Annotated in this window: 15 protein-coding genes; 6 read left to right on the forward strand and 9 right to left on the reverse strand. The window is 63.7% G+C overall.

What is annotated here, in order from left to right; genetic code table 11:
* Positions 1-5: 5 nt before the first annotated feature.
* From ACOFKW_RS00390 to ACOFKW_RS00415, 6 genes are all read right to left on the reverse strand, one after another.
* The gene (locus tag ACOFKW_RS00390) at positions 6-821 is read right to left on the reverse strand and encodes a glutathione S-transferase family protein (protein ID WP_419815374.1); all 816 of its coding nucleotides are present in this window, start codon (positions 819-821) and stop codon (positions 6-8) included.
* Complete coding sequence (locus tag ACOFKW_RS00395) at positions 821-1,282, reverse strand: acyl-CoA thioesterase (protein WP_419815375.1); 462 nt, start codon at positions 1,280-1,282, stop codon at positions 821-823. Before ACOFKW_RS00395 ends, ACOFKW_RS00390 begins: the two co-directional genes overlap by 1 nt.
* The gene (locus tag ACOFKW_RS00400) at positions 1,279-2,424 is read right to left on the reverse strand and encodes a serine hydrolase domain-containing protein (protein WP_419815376.1); all 1,146 of its coding nucleotides are present in this window, start codon (positions 2,422-2,424) and stop codon (positions 1,279-1,281) included. The genes ACOFKW_RS00395 and ACOFKW_RS00400 overlap by 4 nt, the downstream gene beginning before the upstream one ends.
* A 25-nt stretch (positions 2,425-2,449) precedes the next feature.
* On the reverse strand, positions 2,450-4,588 hold the full coding sequence (locus ACOFKW_RS00405; RefSeq protein WP_419815377.1) for a TonB-dependent receptor: 2,139 nt from the start codon (positions 4,586-4,588) through the stop codon (positions 2,450-2,452).
* 116 nt (positions 4,589-4,704) lie between these two features.
* Positions 4,705-5,913: a malonyl-CoA decarboxylase domain-containing protein gene (locus ACOFKW_RS00410; RefSeq protein ID WP_419815378.1), complete on the reverse strand. Its 1,209-nt coding sequence runs from the start codon at positions 5,911-5,913 to the stop codon at positions 4,705-4,707.
* 4 nt (positions 5,914-5,917) lie between these two features.
* Positions 5,918-7,402 carry an AMP-binding protein gene (locus ACOFKW_RS00415; RefSeq protein ID WP_419815379.1) on the reverse strand — a complete coding sequence of 495 codons (1,485 nt, stop codon included), beginning with the start codon at positions 7,400-7,402 and terminating at the stop codon, positions 5,918-5,920.
* Positions 7,403-7,502: 100 nt separating this feature from the next.
* Here ACOFKW_RS00415 and ACOFKW_RS00420 point away from each other — a divergent pair, with 100 nt between their 5' ends.
* The 4 genes from ACOFKW_RS00420 (at position 7,503) to ACOFKW_RS00435 (ending at position 11,229) form a co-directional block, all read left to right on the forward strand.
* Positions 7,503-8,261, forward strand: a complete 759-nt coding sequence (locus ACOFKW_RS00420; protein ID WP_419815380.1) for a GntR family transcriptional regulator — start codon at positions 7,503-7,505, stop codon at positions 8,259-8,261.
* A 175-nt stretch (positions 8,262-8,436) separates the two neighbouring features.
* The gene (locus ACOFKW_RS00425; protein ID WP_419815381.1) at positions 8,437-9,783 is read left to right on the forward strand and encodes an MFS transporter; all 1,347 of its coding nucleotides are present in this window, start codon (positions 8,437-8,439) and stop codon (positions 9,781-9,783) included.
* Between the two features lie 13 nt (positions 9,784-9,796).
* Entirely contained in the window at positions 9,797-10,729 is a 933-nt protein-coding gene (locus ACOFKW_RS00430) for a 3-keto-5-aminohexanoate cleavage protein (protein WP_419815382.1), read from the forward strand.
* A gap of 110 nt (positions 10,730-10,839) precedes the next feature.
* Complete coding sequence (locus ACOFKW_RS00435; protein ID WP_419815383.1) at positions 10,840-11,229, forward strand: DUF2501 domain-containing protein; 390 nt, start codon at positions 10,840-10,842, stop codon at positions 11,227-11,229.
* Positions 11,230-11,308: 79 nt separating this feature from the next.
* Here the strand turns inward: ACOFKW_RS00435 and ACOFKW_RS00440 are convergent, their stop codons facing one another.
* Together ACOFKW_RS00440 and ACOFKW_RS00445 are read right to left on the reverse strand one after the other, a co-directional pair.
* On the reverse strand, positions 11,309-11,989 hold the full coding sequence (locus ACOFKW_RS00440; protein ID WP_419815384.1) for a carbonic anhydrase: 681 nt from the start codon (positions 11,987-11,989) through the stop codon (positions 11,309-11,311).
* The gene (locus ACOFKW_RS00445) at positions 11,986-13,491 is read right to left on the reverse strand and encodes a SulP family inorganic anion transporter (protein WP_419815385.1); all 1,506 of its coding nucleotides are present in this window, start codon (positions 13,489-13,491) and stop codon (positions 11,986-11,988) included. The genes ACOFKW_RS00440 and ACOFKW_RS00445 overlap by 4 nt, the downstream gene beginning before the upstream one ends.
* Before the next feature lie 460 nt (positions 13,492-13,951).
* Here ACOFKW_RS00445 and ACOFKW_RS00450 point away from each other — a divergent pair, with 460 nt between their 5' ends.
* Both ACOFKW_RS00450 and ACOFKW_RS00455 read left to right on the forward strand, forming a co-directional pair.
* A complete protein-coding gene (locus ACOFKW_RS00450; protein WP_419815386.1) occupies positions 13,952-15,097 on the forward strand; it encodes an acyltransferase family protein in 1,146 nt (381 codons plus the stop codon).
* Positions 15,098-15,135: 38 nt separating this feature from the next.
* Positions 15,136-16,371 (forward strand): O-antigen ligase family protein, encoded by a 1,236-nt coding sequence (locus ACOFKW_RS00455; protein WP_419815387.1) that lies wholly within the window; start codon positions 15,136-15,138, stop codon positions 16,369-16,371.
* 52 nt (positions 16,372-16,423) lie between these two features.
* Here the strand turns inward: ACOFKW_RS00455 and ACOFKW_RS00460 are convergent, their stop codons facing one another.
* Positions 16,424-19,195: a TonB-dependent receptor domain-containing protein gene (locus tag ACOFKW_RS00460; protein WP_419815388.1), complete on the reverse strand. Its 2,772-nt coding sequence runs from the start codon at positions 19,193-19,195 to the stop codon at positions 16,424-16,426.
* Positions 19,196-19,306 lie beyond the last annotated feature (111 nt).

Genomic DNA, 19,306 nt, shown 5'->3' on the forward strand with positions numbered 1-19,306 from the left:
AGGAATCAGGCAGATTGCCGGAGCAGCGCTGCAGTGAAGAAGTCATCGCGGCGTTGGCACTCGGCTGCAGTGACGGGCGGTAGCTCGTTCTCGTAATCGGCGAGTGCGACCCGGTAGCTTGGACGCGCCTGCATCGCCGCGAGCCACCGCCGCAAGGCCGGCCGGCCATCGAGCGGAAAGGCGAGCAGTTCGAGCCGGTGAAGGTTGGGCAACCAGCAGATATCGACCAGTGACATCGTCTCGCCGCCCAGCCAGTCGGCCTGCTCAAGTCGCGTCTCGAGCTGGGTCAACCCCGCGGCAATCGTGTCGAAGCAGGCCAGCAATTCCGCCTCGGTGAAGCCGTGCAGCGAAAACTTCGTCAAGAAACGCGCGAACTCGCTGTCGCCGTGGCCGGCGGTGAAGCTCTCCAACTGCTTGGCATCATAGCGCCGCGTCTGCTTGAACATGAATTCGTGTGACAGCGTCCGCAGGCTGAGCTGGCTCGCTGCCGCAAGAGCCAGCAGTGCCTCCGCATCGGTAGAGGTCGGGCGCAGGCTGGGTGTCGGGAATACCGTGTCGAGATAGGCGATGATGTCGTTGGACTCGATGATCGTCCGCCCGTTGTGGATCAACGCCGGCACCAGTCCCTTGGGATGGACGGCGCGATAGGCCGGGGTCGCGTGTTCGAAGCGGTAGAGGTCGACGATATGGCCGGTCCACGACAGTTGCTTCTCCGCCAGCACCAGCCGGACGCGCTGCGAGCAATTGGAGTTGCCGGCATGCCACAGGTGCAGGCCGGTCAGGCCGCGCAGCACCGCGCTGCCAGTCGCGATCTGCGGCATCAGCCCTTGGCCTCCGCTGTCGTCCGTGTCGCGATCATGCCGAGCACCGTGGCTCGGATCGCGTCGGGCACCGGCCGGGAGCGCCGTGCGACGAGATCGAAGCAGACCGTTCGTGCTTCCATCCGCGCCGACAGCACGCCGGTGGTGCGATCGCACAGCAGGTGCTCGGCGGTCATCGAAGATTTGCCGATGGCGGCGATACGGCTCTTCAGGACGATCAGCGCCCCGGCGACGACTTCGGCATGATAGTTGGTGGTGGTGACGACATCCGCCCAGCCCCAACCCTCGCTGCGCCCGACCGCCTCGTCATAGCCCAGTGTCGCGAACAGATGGTATGAGGCGTCGTCGAAGAAGCCGGTGTAGTGCCGCGTCGTCAAATGCCCCATCGCGTCGCACAGCCAGGGATGGACAACACCCAGACCGGTGACGATGAAGCCGTCGGCGTCGGCGGGCCCGGTCATGCCGCCATCCCGGCGTAGGTCGCCTCGACCAGCTTGGCGCACCGCTCGCCGATGCCGCCTCCGGCGCACATCACCGTCGGGCTGTAGGAGAATGCCAGCCGCGCTTCGGGATCGGCAAAGCCGAGGGCGCCCCCGGCGCCGGGATGGCCGAAGGCACGCGGATTGGTCCCCATTGGCGACATCAGCGGCTCGTTGAGGAAAAAGCCCTGGGCGTAGCGGAAGATGCGATCGGTCATCTCGCAAGGCCCGAACCACGACTCCTCGCGCAGCCGGTCGATGGTGTCGGGCGACAACAGGGTGACGCCGTCCAGCGTGCCGCCACAGGCCAGCGCGGCATAGATATGCGCCACCGCGCGCGCGTTGCCATGTCCATTGGTCGACGGCATCAGCGCGGCGCGCAGCCGCTTGTCGTTATAGTGATCGGGCGATGCCGGCCGCATCCGCCAGGCCCGGCCGAGCTTAGTCGAATGATCGCGGGTCTGGATGAACGTGTGGCTGTCGGGATTGGGGATGATGTCCGCGACCCGGTCCTGTTCGAGCCAGCCGGTGCCATAGCCATAGTCCGCACCCAGCGGGACGGCGACTTCCTCGCGCAGGAAGCGGTCGATCGGGCGGCCGTCGACGCGCCGCACCAGTTCCCCCAGCAGGTATCCGGCGCTGGCGGAATGATAGCCGTGCTTCGTCCCCGGCACCCACTCGGGGACTTGCAGCTCATAGGCGCGGGTCATCGCCGCCCAGTCGTAGCCGGCGCCGTCCGGAGCGGCATCGGCGTAGAGCAGCCCGGCCTTGCCGGTGATCAGCGTCCGCACGCTGATGTCACCCTTGCCGCCGCCGGCGAACTCCGGCCAATAGTCGGCGACCGGGGCGTCGATGTCGATCAGGCCGCGTTCGACCAGCATCCAGACGCACAGCGCCGCCATGCCCTTGCCGACCGACATCATGCAGACGACGGTACCCTCGCGCCACGGCCGCGTCTGCGCCTCGTCGGCCCAGCCGCCCCACAGGTCGACGAGCTTTACGCCGTCCTGGTAGACGCAAACCGCGGCACCGCGCTCGTCGCGGCTGGCGAAGTTCTCGACGAAAGCTTTGGCCAGCGCCGCGAACCGCGGGTCGCAATCGCCGTGGAGGGTGATGTTCGGCATAAGCTTGCTCCCGCGCAGATCAGGATCAGTATTTGAAGACGGCGCGCAGTCCGTAGGTCCGGGGTTCGCCGACGCGGCCCGCAACGCCCGCGCCGAAGGTCGCGGTGCTGGTGATGTACTGCTTGCCGGTGATGTTGCGCGCATAGGCGAGGATCTCGAAGCGCTCTCCGGGGAAGGTATAGCCGGCGCTGCCGTTGATCAGGCCGAAGCCGGGCTGCTGGTCGAACCCGGCATTGGACGCCGTGAAATATTGGCGGGTGCGGTGACTGAACTCGCCGCGCAGGAAGCCCGAGCCGTTGCCGATCGCCGTGTCGGCCTGAGCGTAGAAGGTATAGGCCCATTTCGGCGACAGGTTGAGGCGGTTACCCGACGCGTTGAAGGGTACGTTGCCCGGCCCGAGCGCCGAAGTGTAATTCTTATACTTGGCGTCGAGGTAGGCGAGGTTGGCACCGACCTTGAGCCACGGCGTGGCCTGCGCCTCGGACTCGATCTCGACGCCGTCGACCTTGGCGTCAGAGGCGTTGGTGATGTCGATGACACCCGGCGTCAGGAACGACTGCACCTGCAGGTTCTTGTAGTCGTAGTGGAACACTGCCGTGTTGATGCGCAGCTTGTTGTCGAGCAGGCCGAGCTTGGCGCCGCCCTCATAGCTCCACAGCGATTCAGGCGCGAAGCCTTGCGCCGGATTGACGCTGGTCAGGTTGAAGCCACCCGACTTGAAGCCCTTGGTTGCCGAAGCATACAGCAGGATGCCCTGCACCGGCTTGTATTCGACCATGAACTTGGGGGTCCAGGCCTTGTAGACGTTCCCGGTCGAATAGCTGCGCGGATAGGTTGCCAGGGGTAGGCCGGTTATCAGCGAGCGGCTCAGCGCGAACTGGTCGAACTTCTTATGTTCGCGGGTGTAGCGGATGCCGCCGGTAACCGACAGCGTATCGGTGAAGGCATAGGTCGCCTGGCCAAAAGCGGCCAGCGCCTCGGTATTGATCGTCGGCGAGAAATTGGCCGCGACGGTCGGGAAGGTCGTCACCGTCGAGGAAACGTCGATGTGTTCCTTGAAGTAATAGATGCCGCCGATGTACGTCAGGCCGCCGGTGTGGCCGGTCAGGTTGAACTCCTGCGACAACTGGTGCTGGTCTTCGAACTGGTCGGTGCGACGGGTGTTGATCGCGGTACCGTCGGTGTCGCCGACCTGCCTCAGGCGGCTTTCGCGGTAACCGGTCAACGACTTGAACTGCAGTGTTTCGCTCAAGTCATAGTTGAGTTCTGCAGCGCTGCCCCATTGGCGGCGAGTGGCAAACGGGCGGATGTTGACAGCGATCTTGTGATAATCGCCGAGCACCGAGTTCGACAGCGGGTCGGCGGTGGTCTGCAACAGCTTGATATAGCTGCCGACGGAATCGTTGGAGCGGACGAAATCGCCGCGCAGGATGATCTCGAGCGGCGCCGATGGCGTGAAGCGAAGCTGGCCGCGCGTACCGAAGCTGTTCTCGCTGTCGGCATCGCCGACGCCCGGAGCAACGTTCTTGAGATAGCCGTCGCGCTTGCTGCGAATGATCGACAGCGAAGCCGCGACCTTGTCCGCGATGATCGGCCCGCTGACATAGCCTTCGGCGCGCATAAAATCGTAATTGCCGTAGGTAAGCTGCGCCTTGCCGGTCAGCTCGTTCGCCGGCTTGCGGCTGATGACGTTGATCGTGCCGCCGACCGAGTTGCGGCCGTACAGCGTTCCCTGCGGGCCACGAAGCACCTCGATACGCTCGACATCGAGGAAGTTGGACAGATAGCTGGCCGGACGAGCAAGATAGATGCCGTCGAGATGGATCGTCGAGGACGGGTCCGAGCCGCCGAAGACATTGTTCGAGCCGATGCCGCGGATATAGACCTGCGAGAACGAGCTGTTCTGGGTGACCTGAAGGTTGGGGGTCAGCGAGGCCAGGTCGCGGACATCCTTGATGCCGGTGCGCTCCAGCGTGTCGGCGCTGAATGCAGTGACGGCGAGCGGCGTGTCCTGCAGCTTGCTCGCGCCGGTCTTGCTGGCGGTGACGACGATGTCGTCGAGGCCGCCGCTGGTGTCGGCTGGAGCAGTCACGGCTTGAGCGAACGCCGCGCTACCGCCGATCAGTGCCGTCGTCGCGAAAAGCGCCCGTAAAGCCTTGTGCATGCTGCATCCCCGCTATCGCCGACCGACCGGCTTCCCACAGCCAGAGGAACATAGATTCGCGAGCGACACAATGGATCGTCGACGATTTTGTGAAATATTTGTTTCTGCATTGGCTTTTAAGGCTCGATCGTCGACGATCTTAAAAGTCGCGCTACCGCAGGCGAAACCCGCACTTCGCCGCGTTCCACGAACGCCATGTGGTTTTCCTCGATTGCGGTCGCGACGTAGCGATAGTTGACCATCACGCCGCAGCTTTCGGCCTGGCCTTTCGCTGACAGGTCGGCGCCCTCGTTGATCCGGTCGAGACGCGCACCGTTCGAAAGATGGAAATTGGCGACTGGATCGCGGCTCGGCCCAGGGGTGCCGTCGGCCTGCACGCCGCTCAGGTACATCGCGCATAGCCGGGCCAGTCCGGTGCCGAGCTGCTGGCCGCCCGCATCCAGCCACCGCCGGAAGCCTGGTACCGGGGATAGCGTGGCGAAGACGCGCAGCGACGGCGTTTCGGCCCTGAGATTCTGGGTGATCTGCTTGATCAGGAAATTGCCGAAGCCGATGCCACGGAGGCCAGGCTGGCAGTTGCTGATCGAGTAGAAGATCGCCGTAGTTTCCGGACTTGCCTCGCGCCCCGCCGGCGGGTGGTCGAGCAGCGGTGCGATGGCGTCGCTGATACGGTTGGTCAGCGCGACCTCGACGAAGATCAGCGGTTCCCCGGGTAGCGCCGGGTGGAAGAACCCATAGCACCGCCGGTCCGCCGCCAGCCTGCCCCGGAGATCGTCCCAGCCATCGATCGCATGGACAGCTTCGTAGACGATCAGCTTTTCCAGTATAGCCGCCGGCGTGTTCCAGTCGACACGACGCAGCTCGAGGAAGCCGCGATTGAACCACGATGCCAGCAGGTGCTTCATGTCGATGTCGAGCGGCTTGAGCTCAGGATGCGCCTTCAGCAGCGTGAGCAACTTGCCGCGTAGCGCGACGATCCGTGCCGTGCCCCCGGGCGCTGTGTTGAGCCGCCGCAACAGTTCCTGCCGCCGGGGCTCCGCGGCCTCCGTCAATCGCGCCGCGTTGAGCGTGCTGGGTTCGGACACATAAGCCTGGGCCGCAACCAGCAACACGGGCTGGTCGGGCGCCATATCGTCGACGAGCCAGCGGAAATACTGGAACAGTTCCTCGTCGTTGAGCGCCGCGGTGCAATTCGCCAATTCCTGCGCGACGATCGTACCGCCGGTCTCCCCTGCCCCGCTGACCAGCCGCTTCGACAGTTCAATAGCTTTTTGCAGCTGGCTCTGGTCGCGACCGAGCAGGCGGGACATCCAGGCGAAGGCCATGATCTCAGCCTTTGAACCGACTGGTGAACTGTTCGCGGAGCAGCGCCTTCTGCACCTTCCCCATCGCATTGCGTGGCAGCTCGTCGACGATGAACACAGCCTTGGGCAGCTTGAACCCGGCCAGCACCGGCCGCAGCCGCTCGATCAGCGCCGCCTGATCCAGGCTGGCACCCGGATTCAATCTCACCAAGGCGATGACCGCCTCGCCGAAATCGGCATGGGGTAGGCCGATCACCGCCGCCTCGTCGACCTCGTCGAGCAGGTCGATGACCAGCTCGATCTCTTTGGGGTAGATGTTGAGACCACCCGAAATGATCAGGTCCTTCTCCCGCCCGACGATGCGGACGACGCCATCGTCGTCGATGGTGGCGATATCGCCGGTGATGAAAAAGCCGTCCCCAAGGAACTCTGCCGCCGTCTTGTCGGGCTGGCGCCAATAGCCAGCGCAGACGTTATCGCCACGAACCTCCAGTACGCCGCGCTCGCCGCCGCCGCTGAGGCGGACCTCGGTGCCAGGCAGAGGCGGACCGACGGCGCCCGCGAGACGCGGTCCATCGATCGGGTTCGAGCAGATGACGCCGCACTCGGACATGCCGTAACGCTCGAGAATCTGCTGGCCGGTGCGTTGGTGGAAGGCATCGAACGTGGCGGGGGTAAGTGGCGCCGATCCGCAGACGAACAGCCGGACGCCAGCAGTGGTCGACCGATCGAGGCGCTGATCGGCGAGGAGCCGGGTGTAGTAGGTCGGCACCCCCATGAACACGGTCGCATCGGGCAGTTCGGTAAACACCGCCTCGGCGTCGAACGCGGTCAGCAGCCTGGTGTGCGCCGTCGCCAGCAGCATCGTGTTGAGCGCGATGAAAAGGCCGTGGATGTGATAGAGTGGCAGGACGTGAAGCAGCGTGTCCTTGGGATCGATACGCCATGTCGCAATCAGCGCGAGAGCGTTCGAAAGCAGGTTGCGGTGGGTGATCATCGCTCCCTTCGAGCGGCCGGTCGTGCCCGACGTGTAGACGATCGCCGCCAGGTCGTCGGCGATGGCCGCGTGACGCGGTGGCTGGGGATGGTCGGCGACGACAGTGTCGGCGAGGCTGCCCCGACCGTTTTTGTCGAGCGTCAGCAGTGACACGCCATGCTGTGCATGAGCCACCGCGTCGGCGGGATCGCAGACCAGCAGCCGGGGCTCGGCATCGGCAAGAAAATAGGCGACCTCGGCCGAGCGATAGGCGGTGTTGAGCGGTACATACACCGCACCAAGGCGCAAAACCGCCAGATATAGCAGCACCACCTCCATCGATTTCTCGACCTGCACGGCAACCCGGTCACCCGCCTGGACGCCGTTGCCAGCCAGCGCGGCCGCCCATATCTCGACTTTCGAGAGTAGATCGGGTCCGGTCAGCGATACGTCCTTGCTGCTCAACACGATCGCCGCAGTGCGGCCTTCGAGCCTGCCGGCAAGCGCGGCGTAGAATGATGTGTCAGGTTGCACAGCGATACTCCGATGAAGAACATAATACCGCCAGTCGGGCGAATCGTTGACAATCGAGCCTTTGCGGCTTTGGCTGGTAAAAGATGAACAAGGAACCGGAGTGACCCGCAAGACCGTCTCGACCAGGAAGATCGTAGAGCCCGTGAAAAGCGGCGACAATTCTGCGACTTATGTCGGTAGCCTGCCGTTCGGCGCGCCCAAGCTTACGTCCGACGGGGGAATAAAGACCTCGCTGGTCCAGCAGGTCTACGCGACGATCATGGCTCAGCTCGATGCCGGAGCGATCCGGCCCGGCAGCCGGTTGATCGCGTCGGAACTCGCCGAACAACTCGATCTTAGTCGAGGACCGGTACGAGAAGCGCTGGCGGTGCTTGCCGGACAGGGGCTGGTCGAGTTGCTGCCCGACCGCGGTGCAATCTTGCGTCCGATGGCGCAGCAGGATTTGGTCGGCGTCTATGAAATGAGCGCCCCGGTCGCGGCGATCGGGTTGCGCAGCGCCGCACGGCGCATCTTCGAGGGCGACAATGCCGAGCGTGTCAGCCTGGCCATGGCGGCAATCCGCACCGCCGCCGGAGACGGTACGCCACGTTTCCGCTTCTACCTGATCCTCAACGAATATCATTATCTCATCAACGCTATCGCTGAAAAACCGTATGTCGACTTCGTCCTGCGAGCCCTCAACATCGAATATTGGAACCGCTTGCTCGCCGCTGCCATCGATCTCGATCAGCACGTCGACCAGTATGTCCGGAATTACCAGCGCATCACCGAAGCCGTGCTGGCCGGAGACTCGCGAGCGGCAGAGGCGATCATGCTGTATCATGCCGAGTGGTGCATCTCCTTGCTGCAGCAAGAATAGGCTGCTTCCGCTGGATTGTCGACGATATCCAAGATTCTCCCGGGCATCCTCCACATATTATGCTGGATCGTTGACGATCTAGCTTGCGCCACCCAAGCATCTGTGTTTCCTTCCCGTCAGCGGCAAGCAAGCAACGAGGCGGCCAACCGATGACACGTCAATCGACGATGCAAGGATGAACGCCGCGGCCGTCGCTCCCTTGTCGGTTCCGTTGCCGGCGGCGCGGTCTGCAAATGCCGGCGTCTACGCCTGGTATGTCGCGATCCTGTTGTCGACGGCGCATCTGGTATCGTTCATCGACCGCTTCCTGATGAGCCTCGTGCTCGAGCCGCTGAAGGCCGACCTCGGCGTCAGCGACACTCAGTTGGGGCTGCTGCAAGGCACCGGTTTCGTCATCCTCTACACGCTGGTCGCGGTTCCGCTCGGACGCATGGCCGACAGCGTCAACCGCCGCAACCTGATCATCGCGGGCATTCTGCTGTGGAGCATCGCCACGGCGCTCTGCGGTCTCGCCAATTCGTTCGGCTCGCTGTTCATGGCGCGCATCGGCGTCGGCTTCGGCGAGGCGGCGCTGGTTCCCGCGGCGATGTCGCTGCTCGCCGCCTATTTCCCCCGCCAGCAACTCGGCCGCGCCGTCTCGGTGTTCACCACCGGCGCATCGCTGGGCAAAAGCGCTGCGCTGATCGGTGGCGGAGCGGTCCTTGCCGCGCTGACGCTGAGTGGCGGCATCTCGATCCCCGGTCTTGGGCAACTTCAGCCTTGGCAAGGCACCTTCGTCCTGATGGCGATCCCCGGCATCGTGCTGGCGCTGATCTTGCTGACGGTGCGCGAGCCGGCGCGCGTCGACAGCGGCATCGTCAAGCCCAGCATCGCCGTCGCATTCGCCCATATCAGGCGCTATCGTCGGGCCTATCTGACCCACACGGCGGCAGGGACTGCGGTGGTGATGATCATCCAGTCGCTCGCCGCCTGGTCGCCGACCTTCTATATCCGCATCTTCCACATGACGCCGCCGCAGGCCGGGCTGCTGGTCGGCAGTGTCATCCTGGTAGCGGCGCCGCTCGGCCATCTTTTCGGCGGCTTCCTGACCGACCTGTTCCAGAAGCGCGGGGCCCCTGCTCCCGCGGCGCCGGTGATGATCGCCGGACTGGTTTGCGCGATCCCGGCGATCCTGGTGCTGGGAACGACGCGCAGCCTGCCGTTGTCGCTGGCCGCGTACGGCGTCCTGAATTTCGGCGTGACGATGGGTGCCCCAGCCTCGCTGGCGGGGGTCCAGATGCTGACCCCCGACCGGCTGCGCGGCGTCGTCTCGTCGATGTTCCTGGCGACCGTCACGTTGATCGGGATCGGCATGGGGCCACCGCTGATCGGCTTCGTCACCGACACGGTCTTCGGCACACCGCTGGCGCTCGACCGCTCGCTGATGCTCGTCATCCCGATTGTCGCGGTGATCGGAACCGTTTTCGCTCTCGCCAGCCGGCGCCCTTTCCAGCGCGCCGCCGCCACCGCAACCTCCGCATAACAGGACCGATCCAGTGAAAAAGACCGACAAGGCAATCATCACCTGTGCCGTCACCGGCTCGATCCACACGCCGTCGATGTCGCCCTACCTGCCGATCACGCCGGACCAGATTGCCGAGCAGGCGATCGAGGCGGCGGAAGCGGGTGCCGCGATCCTTCACCTTCATGCCCGCGACCCGCGCGACGGCCGGCCTTCTCCCGATCCTGAACTGTACATGCAGTTCCTGCCGCGCATCAAACAGGCGAGCGATGTCGTCATAAACATCACCACCGGCGGTGCGCCGGGCTTTTCGGAGGAAGACCGGATGGCCGGTCCATTGCGCGCCAGCCCCGAGATGACCTCGCTCAACATGGGTTCGATGAACTTCGGCTTCTTCGGCCTCGCCGACAAGTTCGACTGGCAGCACGACTGGGAACGTGAATTGATGCTTGGCAGCAAGCGCTTTCCCGCCAATCATAACTTCGCGCTGATCGAGCGCATCATGGTCGAGCTTGGCCAGGGTCATGGCACCCGGTTCGAGTATGAGTGCTACGACGTCGGTCACCTGTACACCGTCAAGCACTTCGCCGACGCCGGGCTGATCAAGGCGCCGTTCCTGATCCAGTGCATCTTCGGCATCCTCGGCGGCATCGGTGCCGACCTCGAGAATTTCATGCTGATGAAGCAAACCGCCGACCGCCTGTTCGGCGACGACTATATCCTGTCGTGCTTTGCCGTGGGCCGCCCGCAGATGAAGTTCCTGGCTCAATCGGCATTGGTCGGCGGCAGCGTCCGGGTTGGACTGGAGGACAGCCTGTACATCGGCAAGGGCCAATTGGCGGAGAGCAATGCCCAGCAGGTCCGCAAGATCCGCGGAATACTTGAGGCCCTGGACATCGAGGTCGCGACCCCGGTCGAGGCACGCGCGATGCTCGGCCTCAAGGGCGGCGACAAGGTGATGTTCTAGCGACGCCAGGGCGCCAGCGCGTGTCGCGCGGATAGGCAATGCGGAGGCACAAAGGCGGTTGATCGCCGACGCCTGAAAGCAGACAATGCGTCACGATTTGAGGAGAGGTTATGAAACACCTTCTATCGGTTGCCGCATTGTCGCTTGCACTCGTCGGCGGCTCGACCGCGGTGCAGGCGCAACTCCCTGCCCTCCCCGGCGGCAAATCATTGTCGGGGCTGACCGGTGGGCTGCCCAGCATGTCGTCGGTCAGCACGGGCAACGCCGCCGGCGTCCTTGGCTATTGCATCAAGAACAAGGTTCTCGGCGGTGGCGATGCCAGTTCGGTGCTGTCGAAGCTGACCGGCAAGTCGGGCGTCACCTCATCGACCGATTATCAGGCCGGAGAAGCTGGACAACTCGGTGCGGGTCGTTCGGCGCTGTCGCTAGACAGCCTCAAGGGCAAGATGAAATCCAAAGTCTGCGACATGGTCCTGAAGAATGCCAAATCGCTGATCTAGCCCGACCTTAGGGCAGCCTCGCTTGGCGAAGCTGCTCTACGTCAGCGCCCCGGATCGGCCGGAGACAGCCCCCCTGCCCTCAATAATCTACCGTCTGCGGCGCAGTCCTGATTTCGTCGTCCGTCAGCAATACGCGCGGCGGGTGCGGCACGGCTTCCAGCACCGTTGCATGGTCGATTTCCATCAGGGGTTTGATGCGGCCGTCGCGAATATCGTAGACCCAGCCGTGTAGCCAGAGATCCTGCTTCCTGGCGAAAGCGTCCTGAACCGTGGCCGTGCGCGCAAGGTTCACGAGTTGGTCGCGCACGTTGAATTCGACGAGGCGGTTGGTCTTGGCCTCCTGCGTCGGCTGGTTGCCCAGTTCCTCCCAATGATCGGCAGCGACGTTGCGCGCATTCTGCAGCCACTGGTCGACCGGCCCGGACGTGCCACCGTCGAGCGCCGCCTTGACCCCGCCGCAGCCATAATGACCGCAGACGATGAGATGCTTAACGCCCAGCACCGTGACTGCATATTGCAGCACCGACATCAGGTTGAGGTCGTCGTCATTGACGAGGTTCGCGACATTCCGGTGGAGGAACATGCCGCCGGGTTGGGTCATCGTCATCTGTTCTGGGCTCACGCGACTGTCGGAGCAGCCGATCCACAGGAACTCCGGCTTCTGGCCTTGGGTCTGGCGCTCGAAAAAATCGGGCTTTTCCTCGACGAGCTCGATCGCCCAGGCGCGGTTCGCCAGCAGCAACTGCTTGTAGCTTTTCATGTGAAGCGGATTCCCAAAGTCTGCGCGTTAATCATCGGGGCACTGCGCTCGGCGATGTCGCCGCGCACCGTGACGTTGATACCGCGATACGCTGCGCCCTTGATGAACGCGTTGATGACGTCGACATTGTCGAGATCGACATAATTGGTCGACGATAGGTCGATCATCAGGTTGGCGCCGTCGGGAACCCGATCCAGCTCCTTTTGCAGCTCGTACTTGTGAATGAAGTACAGATTGCGCCGCGCCCGGATCAGGCAGTCGCCATCATCGCAGACGAAGGTGATCACCGAGCGGAAATTGCGCGCCACGACGAAGATGAAGCCGACACCCAGCCCGATCACGATACCGATCAGCAGGTCGGTGAACAGGATCGCGACGATGGTGACGACGAACGGCACGAACTGGGTCCAGCCCTGCTTGTAGCGCTCGGTGAACAGCTTGGGCTTGGTCAGCTTGTAGCCGGTCGCGATCAGCACCGCAGCGAGCGCCGCCAGCGGGATGAGGTTGAGCAAGAACGGGATCAACGCGACGCTGAGCAGCAGCCATGCGCCGTGCATCATCGACGACGCCTTGGTCTGTGCACCGGCATCGACGTTCGCCGAGGAGCGCACGATCACCGAGGTTATCGGCAGGCCGCCGATCAGGCCGGAAAGAATGTTGCCGCCACCCTGCGCCATCATTTCCCAGTTCTTGGGCGTGACACGACGCTGCGGATCGAGGCCGTCGACGGCCTTGACGCTGAGGAGGGATTCGAGGCTCGCGACGATCGCCAGCGTCACCGCGACGGTCCACACCGCGCCATTGCCGATCTGTGAGAAGTCGGGCGTCGCGAAGAACGATGTGAACTCGCCAAAGCTCTTGGCGATCGGCACCTGCACAAGATGCGACGTACCCAGCTGCCAGCTCGGCTTGATCAGCCCGAGCAGCGCGTTGCCACCGACACCGATCAGCACCACGACGAGCGGCCCGGGGACGAAGCGCAACGGACCATTCTTGGGACGCGCCTTGTCCCACCAGAACAGGAAGGCAAGGCTGGCGAGCGCGATCAATATTGCGCCCGGCGACAGATGCTCGCGGGCCGCCGTCGCGATGGCGGAGAAGGTGTTGCTGCCATCGGCCTGGACGAATTCGAAGCTGCCTTCGAAATCACCGTCGTAACCGAGCGCGTGTGGCACCTGCTTCAGGATCAGGATTGCGCCGATCGCTGCCAGCATGCCGGTGATTACTGAGGAGGGGACGAATTCCGCGGCAACGCCCGAACGGGTCGCGGCCAATCCGATCTGCATTATCCCGGCCAGCATCACCGCCAGCAGGAATGCCTCATAGGACGGCAGCCGCTCGATCGCGGCGAACACGATCACGGTCAGGCCCGCGGCAGGACCGCTGACCGACAGCGGCGATTTCGACAATGCGCCGACGACTACGCCACCGACGATACCCGCGATTACGCCCGAGAAAAGCGGCGCCCCGGAGGCAAGAGCAACGCCGAGACACAGCGGCAAGGCGACAAGGAATACGACGATCGATGCCGGAAAATCCGCGCGCAGGCTTCTGAATACAGACCGTGTCAAAATCGGACCTCAAGACGTTACCAGGCCCGTTTCGGCGAGCCTACCTGCCTTTAAGACTTGATTCTCTGCCGAGCGGTTCCCTTTTCGGAGCCTAGCAATCAAACATTACACGGCTGTCATGTCAGCGCTGCACAACCGCCTGAAAGCACCTGCCAAAGCCGGTTTTTCCCACAAGTTGCTTATGCGTTTCATGCCGGCCGGACGATCGTGGGGCGCGTTTGGAGACTCGTGGCGAGCAGCGTGCCACCCGCGCCGCGCGGCCCCATCCCTCCAAAGAGCCGTGGCAATTCTCGAAAGCCCAATGCTCCCGCCCGGTCGGCTAAGCTAGTGTCACGGGACATGGCCGACACCGACGCCATCGCAACATGGGCGCAGGGCCTTCCGGGGTAGGATGGGACAGAAGGCAATCTTTGCAATCGCCGGCGAACTGCGGGCCGACCGCGCGGATGCGCTGACTTCGCCGCGACCGCAACGCTCGAAGGAGGAGTTCAACGTCGCCGCACATGGCCTGCGGGGCCTCGCCTCGGTCATGGTTTTGATGGCCCATATCATCGGCGGTACGGCGCGGCACATATATCCGGACGACCTGTCCTACGTGCTGGCGACCAGGCATCCCTGGTACCTGGGCACCTTCGGTGTCCAACTATTCTTCGTGATCAGCGGATTCGTGATCGTTCCGAGCGCGCTGAAATACCGACCGGGCGACTTTGCCCTGCGACGCTTCCTGCGGATCTACCCGTTGTTCTTCGTGCTATCGCTCTTCTTCATCGCCATAAATGCGATGACGAACAGCTATCCTAAGATCAACAATCTCGGCGCGATTGTCTCCGGCCTGCTGTTTACCAATCTGTTCACGGGCACCGAGCAGCTGACCCCCAATGCCTGGAGCCTGACGTTCGAAGTGGTCTTCTACGTCCTGACCTGTGCAATCATGCACTTCACGATAAGGCACAAGATCCCGCTACTCAGCGGGATCGCAATAGTGGCGGCTGCAGTGTTCGCCATGTACTTTCCGATCGCCGTCTACTTCATGGTCGGTGTCCTGGTGCGATATCTTTATCCCGCCGCACCCCTCAGCCGCGGCCTGCAGCGCGGCCTTGAATGCTGCTGCTTCTTCGCGCTGATCTGGCTCGCCAGCCGGGCGCATTTCGAATATCATTGGACCGACTTCCAGGATCCGGTCGTCATCCCCTTGATCCTGGTGACCGGATGCTTCTTCTACCTTGCCGTAGCTCCCGGTAGCGCGACGAATGCCATCATGGATAATCGGGTGGCACGCTACGTCGGCACGATCAGCTACAGCCTTTATCTCGTTCATCCATACATCTACTTCGGCGTACGCACAGCGTTCTCGCACCTTAAATGGTTCGGCCCCGACATCGCGCGTTCGATGACATTGTTCGGTGCGGTGGTGGTCGTCCTGTCGTTCGTCGTCAGCCACTTCGTCCACCTGACCCTCGAGCGCGCGCCCTATGCCTGGTATTTTCGTCAGCGCATCTACCGCGATGCCGGCGATGGAAAGCAAGCGAACACATGAACACTACGGCTGCAACGACGCTGCCGCGCGCCTCGATCGTGACGGCGGCAGCCGTATTCCTGTCGTCCTACCTGACGTTCCGGCCCGTCGAGAGCATCATGTTCACGGCCAGCGACGTCCTGTTCATCTTCACCATAACCGCCTTGGCCATCACCGGCCGCTTTCCCCTGCGGCCCTTTGGCGACCTCTCGCCAGTCTGGTTGTGCGCTGTCGGCTTGATGCTCGCGGGGCTTCTGGCAGGCTCGTTGACCAGCAGCGATCCCGACCGCTGGAGTATCGTCGCCGTCCAGTACACCTTTGCCTGGATCGTCCTGCCATCCGTGCTGATCGGTCACGGTCGGCTCTACACGACCACGTTGGTGAAGTACCTCGTCGCTGGTGCGGTCGTCATGGAAGTGGTCGGCGCGCTGGTCTATTTTCTCTACACCGGATCGTTTCAATCGGCGCGGCATACCTTTGGTCTAGATTTCCTGACCGGTGGCCGGCGCCTCGGCGCGTTCACGGCGGACGCCAACTGGAATGGTGCGGTCGTCGCGATGGCGCTTCCCTTCGTCTACTACCTGTATTTCAAGCGCATCATCGGCAAGCTTATCGCTGCCGCGAGTGCGCTGGCGCTGCTCCTCGGCTTGCTGCTGTCGGCATCGTTCACCGCATTCACCAGTGCCGCGACCGCTTTGCCGATTTACGCGGTGGTCGGCGGTTTGCGGCTTGATTGGAAGGTGTTGGTCGCGGCGGTGCTGCTCGTAGGGGTCGGCCTGGAGGCTGGCTATGAACTTCCCGCGGTCTTCCAGAAGCGCGTCGGCAACGCGCTGGAATCGGGCAACATCGAACAAGCCGGTACCTTTGGCGGCCGAGTGGCCCTGATCCGCAATGCCTGGGAACTGGCTCAGGACAACATGATCGTCGGGGTCGGAGCAGACCAGTTCCGGGTCGTCAGCCCATTGAAGGCGCCGGTGCACAACATGTACCTGCTCCTATGGGTCGAAGGCGGATTGATCTCGCTGATCGGCTGGTTCGGCATGCTCGGGGTGTTGCTGGCGTCGGCTTTGTCGGCATTTCGCCGCGACCGACTGGCAGCCGCAACGTCGCTGTCGGTATTGTCGACGTTCATCGTCTTCTCGACCGCAAGCCCGCACATGTACGCCCGGATGTGGCCGGTCCCTGTCCTTCTCGCGGTGGCGATCGCGTTGCAGACAAGCCGCTCGTCCCGGCCGGCCAAGGCGAGCAAAAACGGCGATCGCTCAATGGCATTCGGCGAACCAGCGTCCTCGTAAGGCTGGACCCTGCCGGTCTGGAGGTCGTGCGACCTCCAGACCGGCACCGCAGCTACATCTTGTAGGAAACGCGCAGGTAACCGAACTGCCCGGGCACATCGTAGGTGGTCGGATCGTAATTGTTCAGGCTGCAGCTCGAGCAGGCCGGCGGGTCGGTGTTAAAGACGTTGTTGACACCGACCGTGAAGGCCAGGCGGCGGTCCGCGAAGCTTGGTGCGAAGCTGATCTGCGCGTCGCCGTAGAAGCGGTGCTTCATGAAGTTGTCGTTGACGCTTTCGCGGACGCCATCGACGTAGCGGCCGGTGAACGACGCCGCAAAGTCGCCCAGCGACCAGTCGATGGTGGCATTGCCCTTGAACTTGGGAAAGGCCTGGTCGGGACTGCCGCGCTCGGTGCCCTTGCGGTCGATGACGATGAAGCCGTTCGATGCCGTCAGGACATATTTGGTCAGCCAGGTCGCATTGGCCGACAGGCCGAACATGCCGAGTGGCGTGCCCGGGGTGCGGTAGTTGACGGTCAGGTCGACGCCCTGGGTGCGGATGCTGTCAAGGTTCTGCAGCGTGCCGTTAATGGCGTTGACGAAGCCGCTGGCGGTCCGGATGACGAGGGCGCAGCTCGCCGCATCTCCGTTCAAGGCACAGTTGTTGAGCGTCAGATTGGCGTCGACCGCGCCGATCGCGTCGCGGACCCGGATGTCGTAGTAGTTGGCCTCGATGCTGAAGTTGCTGGCGAAGCCCGAGTTGCGCGCCCATTGCGGTGCATAGACGCCGCCGAACAACATGCTGCGCGACTTCTCCGCCCTCAGATTCTGGTTGCCCTGGGTGATGACGGGCAGCTGGCCGCCCTGATCCTCGGCATAGCTGCCGCTGGCCGGAACGCCGTTGGCGATGCAATTGGCGCGGACGGTGGCATTCGACTGGAACAGGCCACCGGCAGCGCTGGTGCAGGGATCGTTGGCCGGCAGGTCGAAGCGCGAGCGGCCGCCGAACAATTCGCCGAGACTCGGGGCGCGGAAGCCCGTTGCATAGGAACCGCGCAGCAGCAGGTCCTCGACCGGCTTCCACAGCCCGGCGCCGGTGTAGGTCGTGCTGTTGCCGCTGATCGAGTAGCGCGCGTGACGGACCGAGCCGGTCGCCTCCAGCGAGTAGAAGAACGGCGAGTCCTTGAGCAGCGGCACCCGGACTTCGGCATAGGCCTCGTCCGAATTGTAGCGACCGCGCGCCGGCTGAGACGGGATGTCGGCGCCGAGGCCGGCAGCGACGATGGGATCGGGATCGAAGCTGGCGCTCTGGATGCGGTGCTCATAGCCGAACGCCAGGCCGACTGGGCCGGCAGGCAGGTCGAATAGGTCGCCGCTGATGTTGGCGGTAAAGTCAGCAAGGTGCTGGCTGCTGCGGTCATGCTCGGTGAAGGCGATGAAGGCGAGCTGGTCGGCGGTGATCGAGCCGTTGCCGCCGAAGACGTTCAACGGCACGCACGGCGCGGTGCACAGCGACACCGGCCCCAGCGCCTGGGCGACGCGGTCGGCACGGACGTTGCCGGTGAAGCTCTGCTTGGCGTCGTTGAAGCCGATGTTGGCGTTGGCGTCCCAATACCATTTGCGCTCGCCAATATTGAACGAGCCGTCGAGGGTCGCGGTCGTCGACATCGTGTCGACGCGCTGGTTGAAGGTACGCTGGCCGGCCTCGACGAGGCGCCGATAGACCGCCGAATAGTTCTGCTGACGGCCGTTCAACGTGCCGTCCGCATTGAGCCCGGATTCCAGCGTCACGCCGAACGGGTTGTACGGATTGGTCGCGTCGATCGACAGCGTGTCGAAGCGGCTGCCGGCGCCATTGCCGGCGTCTGGCCCGATGAACAGGGGCTCGAACGCCGCCTGGTTCTGCGACGTGCGGCGGTTGTATTGCGCCTTGACCCGCAAATTGACGTTCGAGCCGAGCTCCTGCTTGAAGCTCACCCAGGCGCCGTAGCGCTCCGATGGCGTCAGCAGGTAGTTGAACGGCGCGAAGTTGAAGCGGTCGTTGACGGTGAATGGCCGCAATTCGCCCAGTGTCGGTGTGTTGTCGGGCGGACCAGAGATGGTGAAATTGCCGAACGGCGTGCCGGGGATCGCGCCGACACTGGTACGGGTGTCGAACCGCCCGTTGACCGCGGCGCTGCTGCAGCCACCGACCGCATCGGCGCAGCTTGTCTGGCCCGGGTTGGGGAACAACGAGATCGAGCGGTTGCCGGAGCGCACCGCCTCCTGCTTCACATAGCTGCCGCCGAACACGACGTTGGTGGTCGGGCCCTTGATGCCATAGCTGGCGCTGTAGTCCTGGGTGTGACCGTCGCCTGCCCGGAAGGTGCCGAACTGGGCGGAGGCGCGCAGGCCTTCCTGCTGGGCGACGGTGATGATGTTGACGACGCCCGCGATTGCGTCGGACCCGTACAGCGACGAGGCGCCCGACTGCAGCACTTCGATCCGCGCGATCGAGTTGGCGGGAATGGTGTTGAGGTCGACAGTCGCCGGGATGCCGCTGCCGCTGGTGCCGTTGACGTAGCGCATGCCATCGACGAGCACGAGGGTACGCTTGGCGCTGAGATAACGCAGGTCGATCTCGGCCGAACCGGCGCCGACGCCGCCGCCGTCCGGCGGGTTGCCGAGGTTTCCCGAGCTGTTGTTTTTGGTGTTGAGCCCGCCGGCCGCGCTGGGCAGCCGCTGGAGGATGTCCGCCACCGACGACAGGCCGGTCTGCGCCAGCGCCGATTGGTCGAGCACGACCACGGGCGAGTCCTGGTTCAGCGGGTTTTGCCGAATGCGTGAACCCGTGACGACGATCATCTCCGCGTCGTCGGTTCCGGCAACGGCCGAACCGTCTGGGCCAGCGACGGCATTAGAGCCGGCGGCGGCAGCGGGTCCGACCTTGGTCGCCTGCGCCGCGGCTCCTGCGGG

Source organism: Glacieibacterium sp. (genome assembly GCF_965200405.1).
Taxonomy (GTDB): Bacteria; Pseudomonadota; Alphaproteobacteria; order Sphingomonadales; family Sphingomonadaceae; genus Glacieibacterium.

Bases quoted from the DNA above. Each gene is read 5' to 3' on its own strand.
- ACOFKW_RS00405 (WP_419815377.1), bottom strand. From the start codon at position 4,588: ATGCACAAGGCTTTACGGGCGCTTTTCGCGACGACGGCACTGATCGGC.
- ACOFKW_RS00390 (WP_419815374.1), bottom strand. From the start codon at position 821: ATGCCGCAGATCGCGACTGGCAGCGCGGTGCTGCGCGGCCTGACCGGC.
- ACOFKW_RS00425 (WP_419815381.1), top strand. From the start codon at position 8,437: ATGAACGCCGCGGCCGTCGCTCCCTTGTCGGTTCCGTTGCCGGCGGCG.
- ACOFKW_RS00395 (WP_419815375.1), bottom strand. From the start codon at position 1,282: ATGACCGGGCCCGCCGACGCCGACGGCTTCATCGTCACCGGTCTGGGT.
- ACOFKW_RS00400 (WP_419815376.1), bottom strand. From the start codon at position 2,424: ATGCCGAACATCACCCTCCACGGCGATTGCGACCCGCGGTTCGCGGCG.
- ACOFKW_RS00410 (WP_419815378.1), bottom strand. From the start codon at position 5,913: ATGGCCTTCGCCTGGATGTCCCGCCTGCTCGGTCGCGACCAGAGCCAG.
- ACOFKW_RS00435 (WP_419815383.1), top strand. From the start codon at position 10,840: ATGAAACACCTTCTATCGGTTGCCGCATTGTCGCTTGCACTCGTCGGC.
- ACOFKW_RS00460 (WP_419815388.1), bottom strand. From the start codon at position 19,195: ATGATCGTCGTCACGGGTTCACGCATTCGGCAAAACCCGCTGAACCAG.
- ACOFKW_RS00440 (WP_419815384.1), bottom strand. From the start codon at position 11,989: ATGAAAAGCTACAAGCAGTTGCTGCTGGCGAACCGCGCCTGGGCGATC.
- ACOFKW_RS00450 (WP_419815386.1), top strand. From the start codon at position 13,952: ATGGGACAGAAGGCAATCTTTGCAATCGCCGGCGAACTGCGGGCCGAC.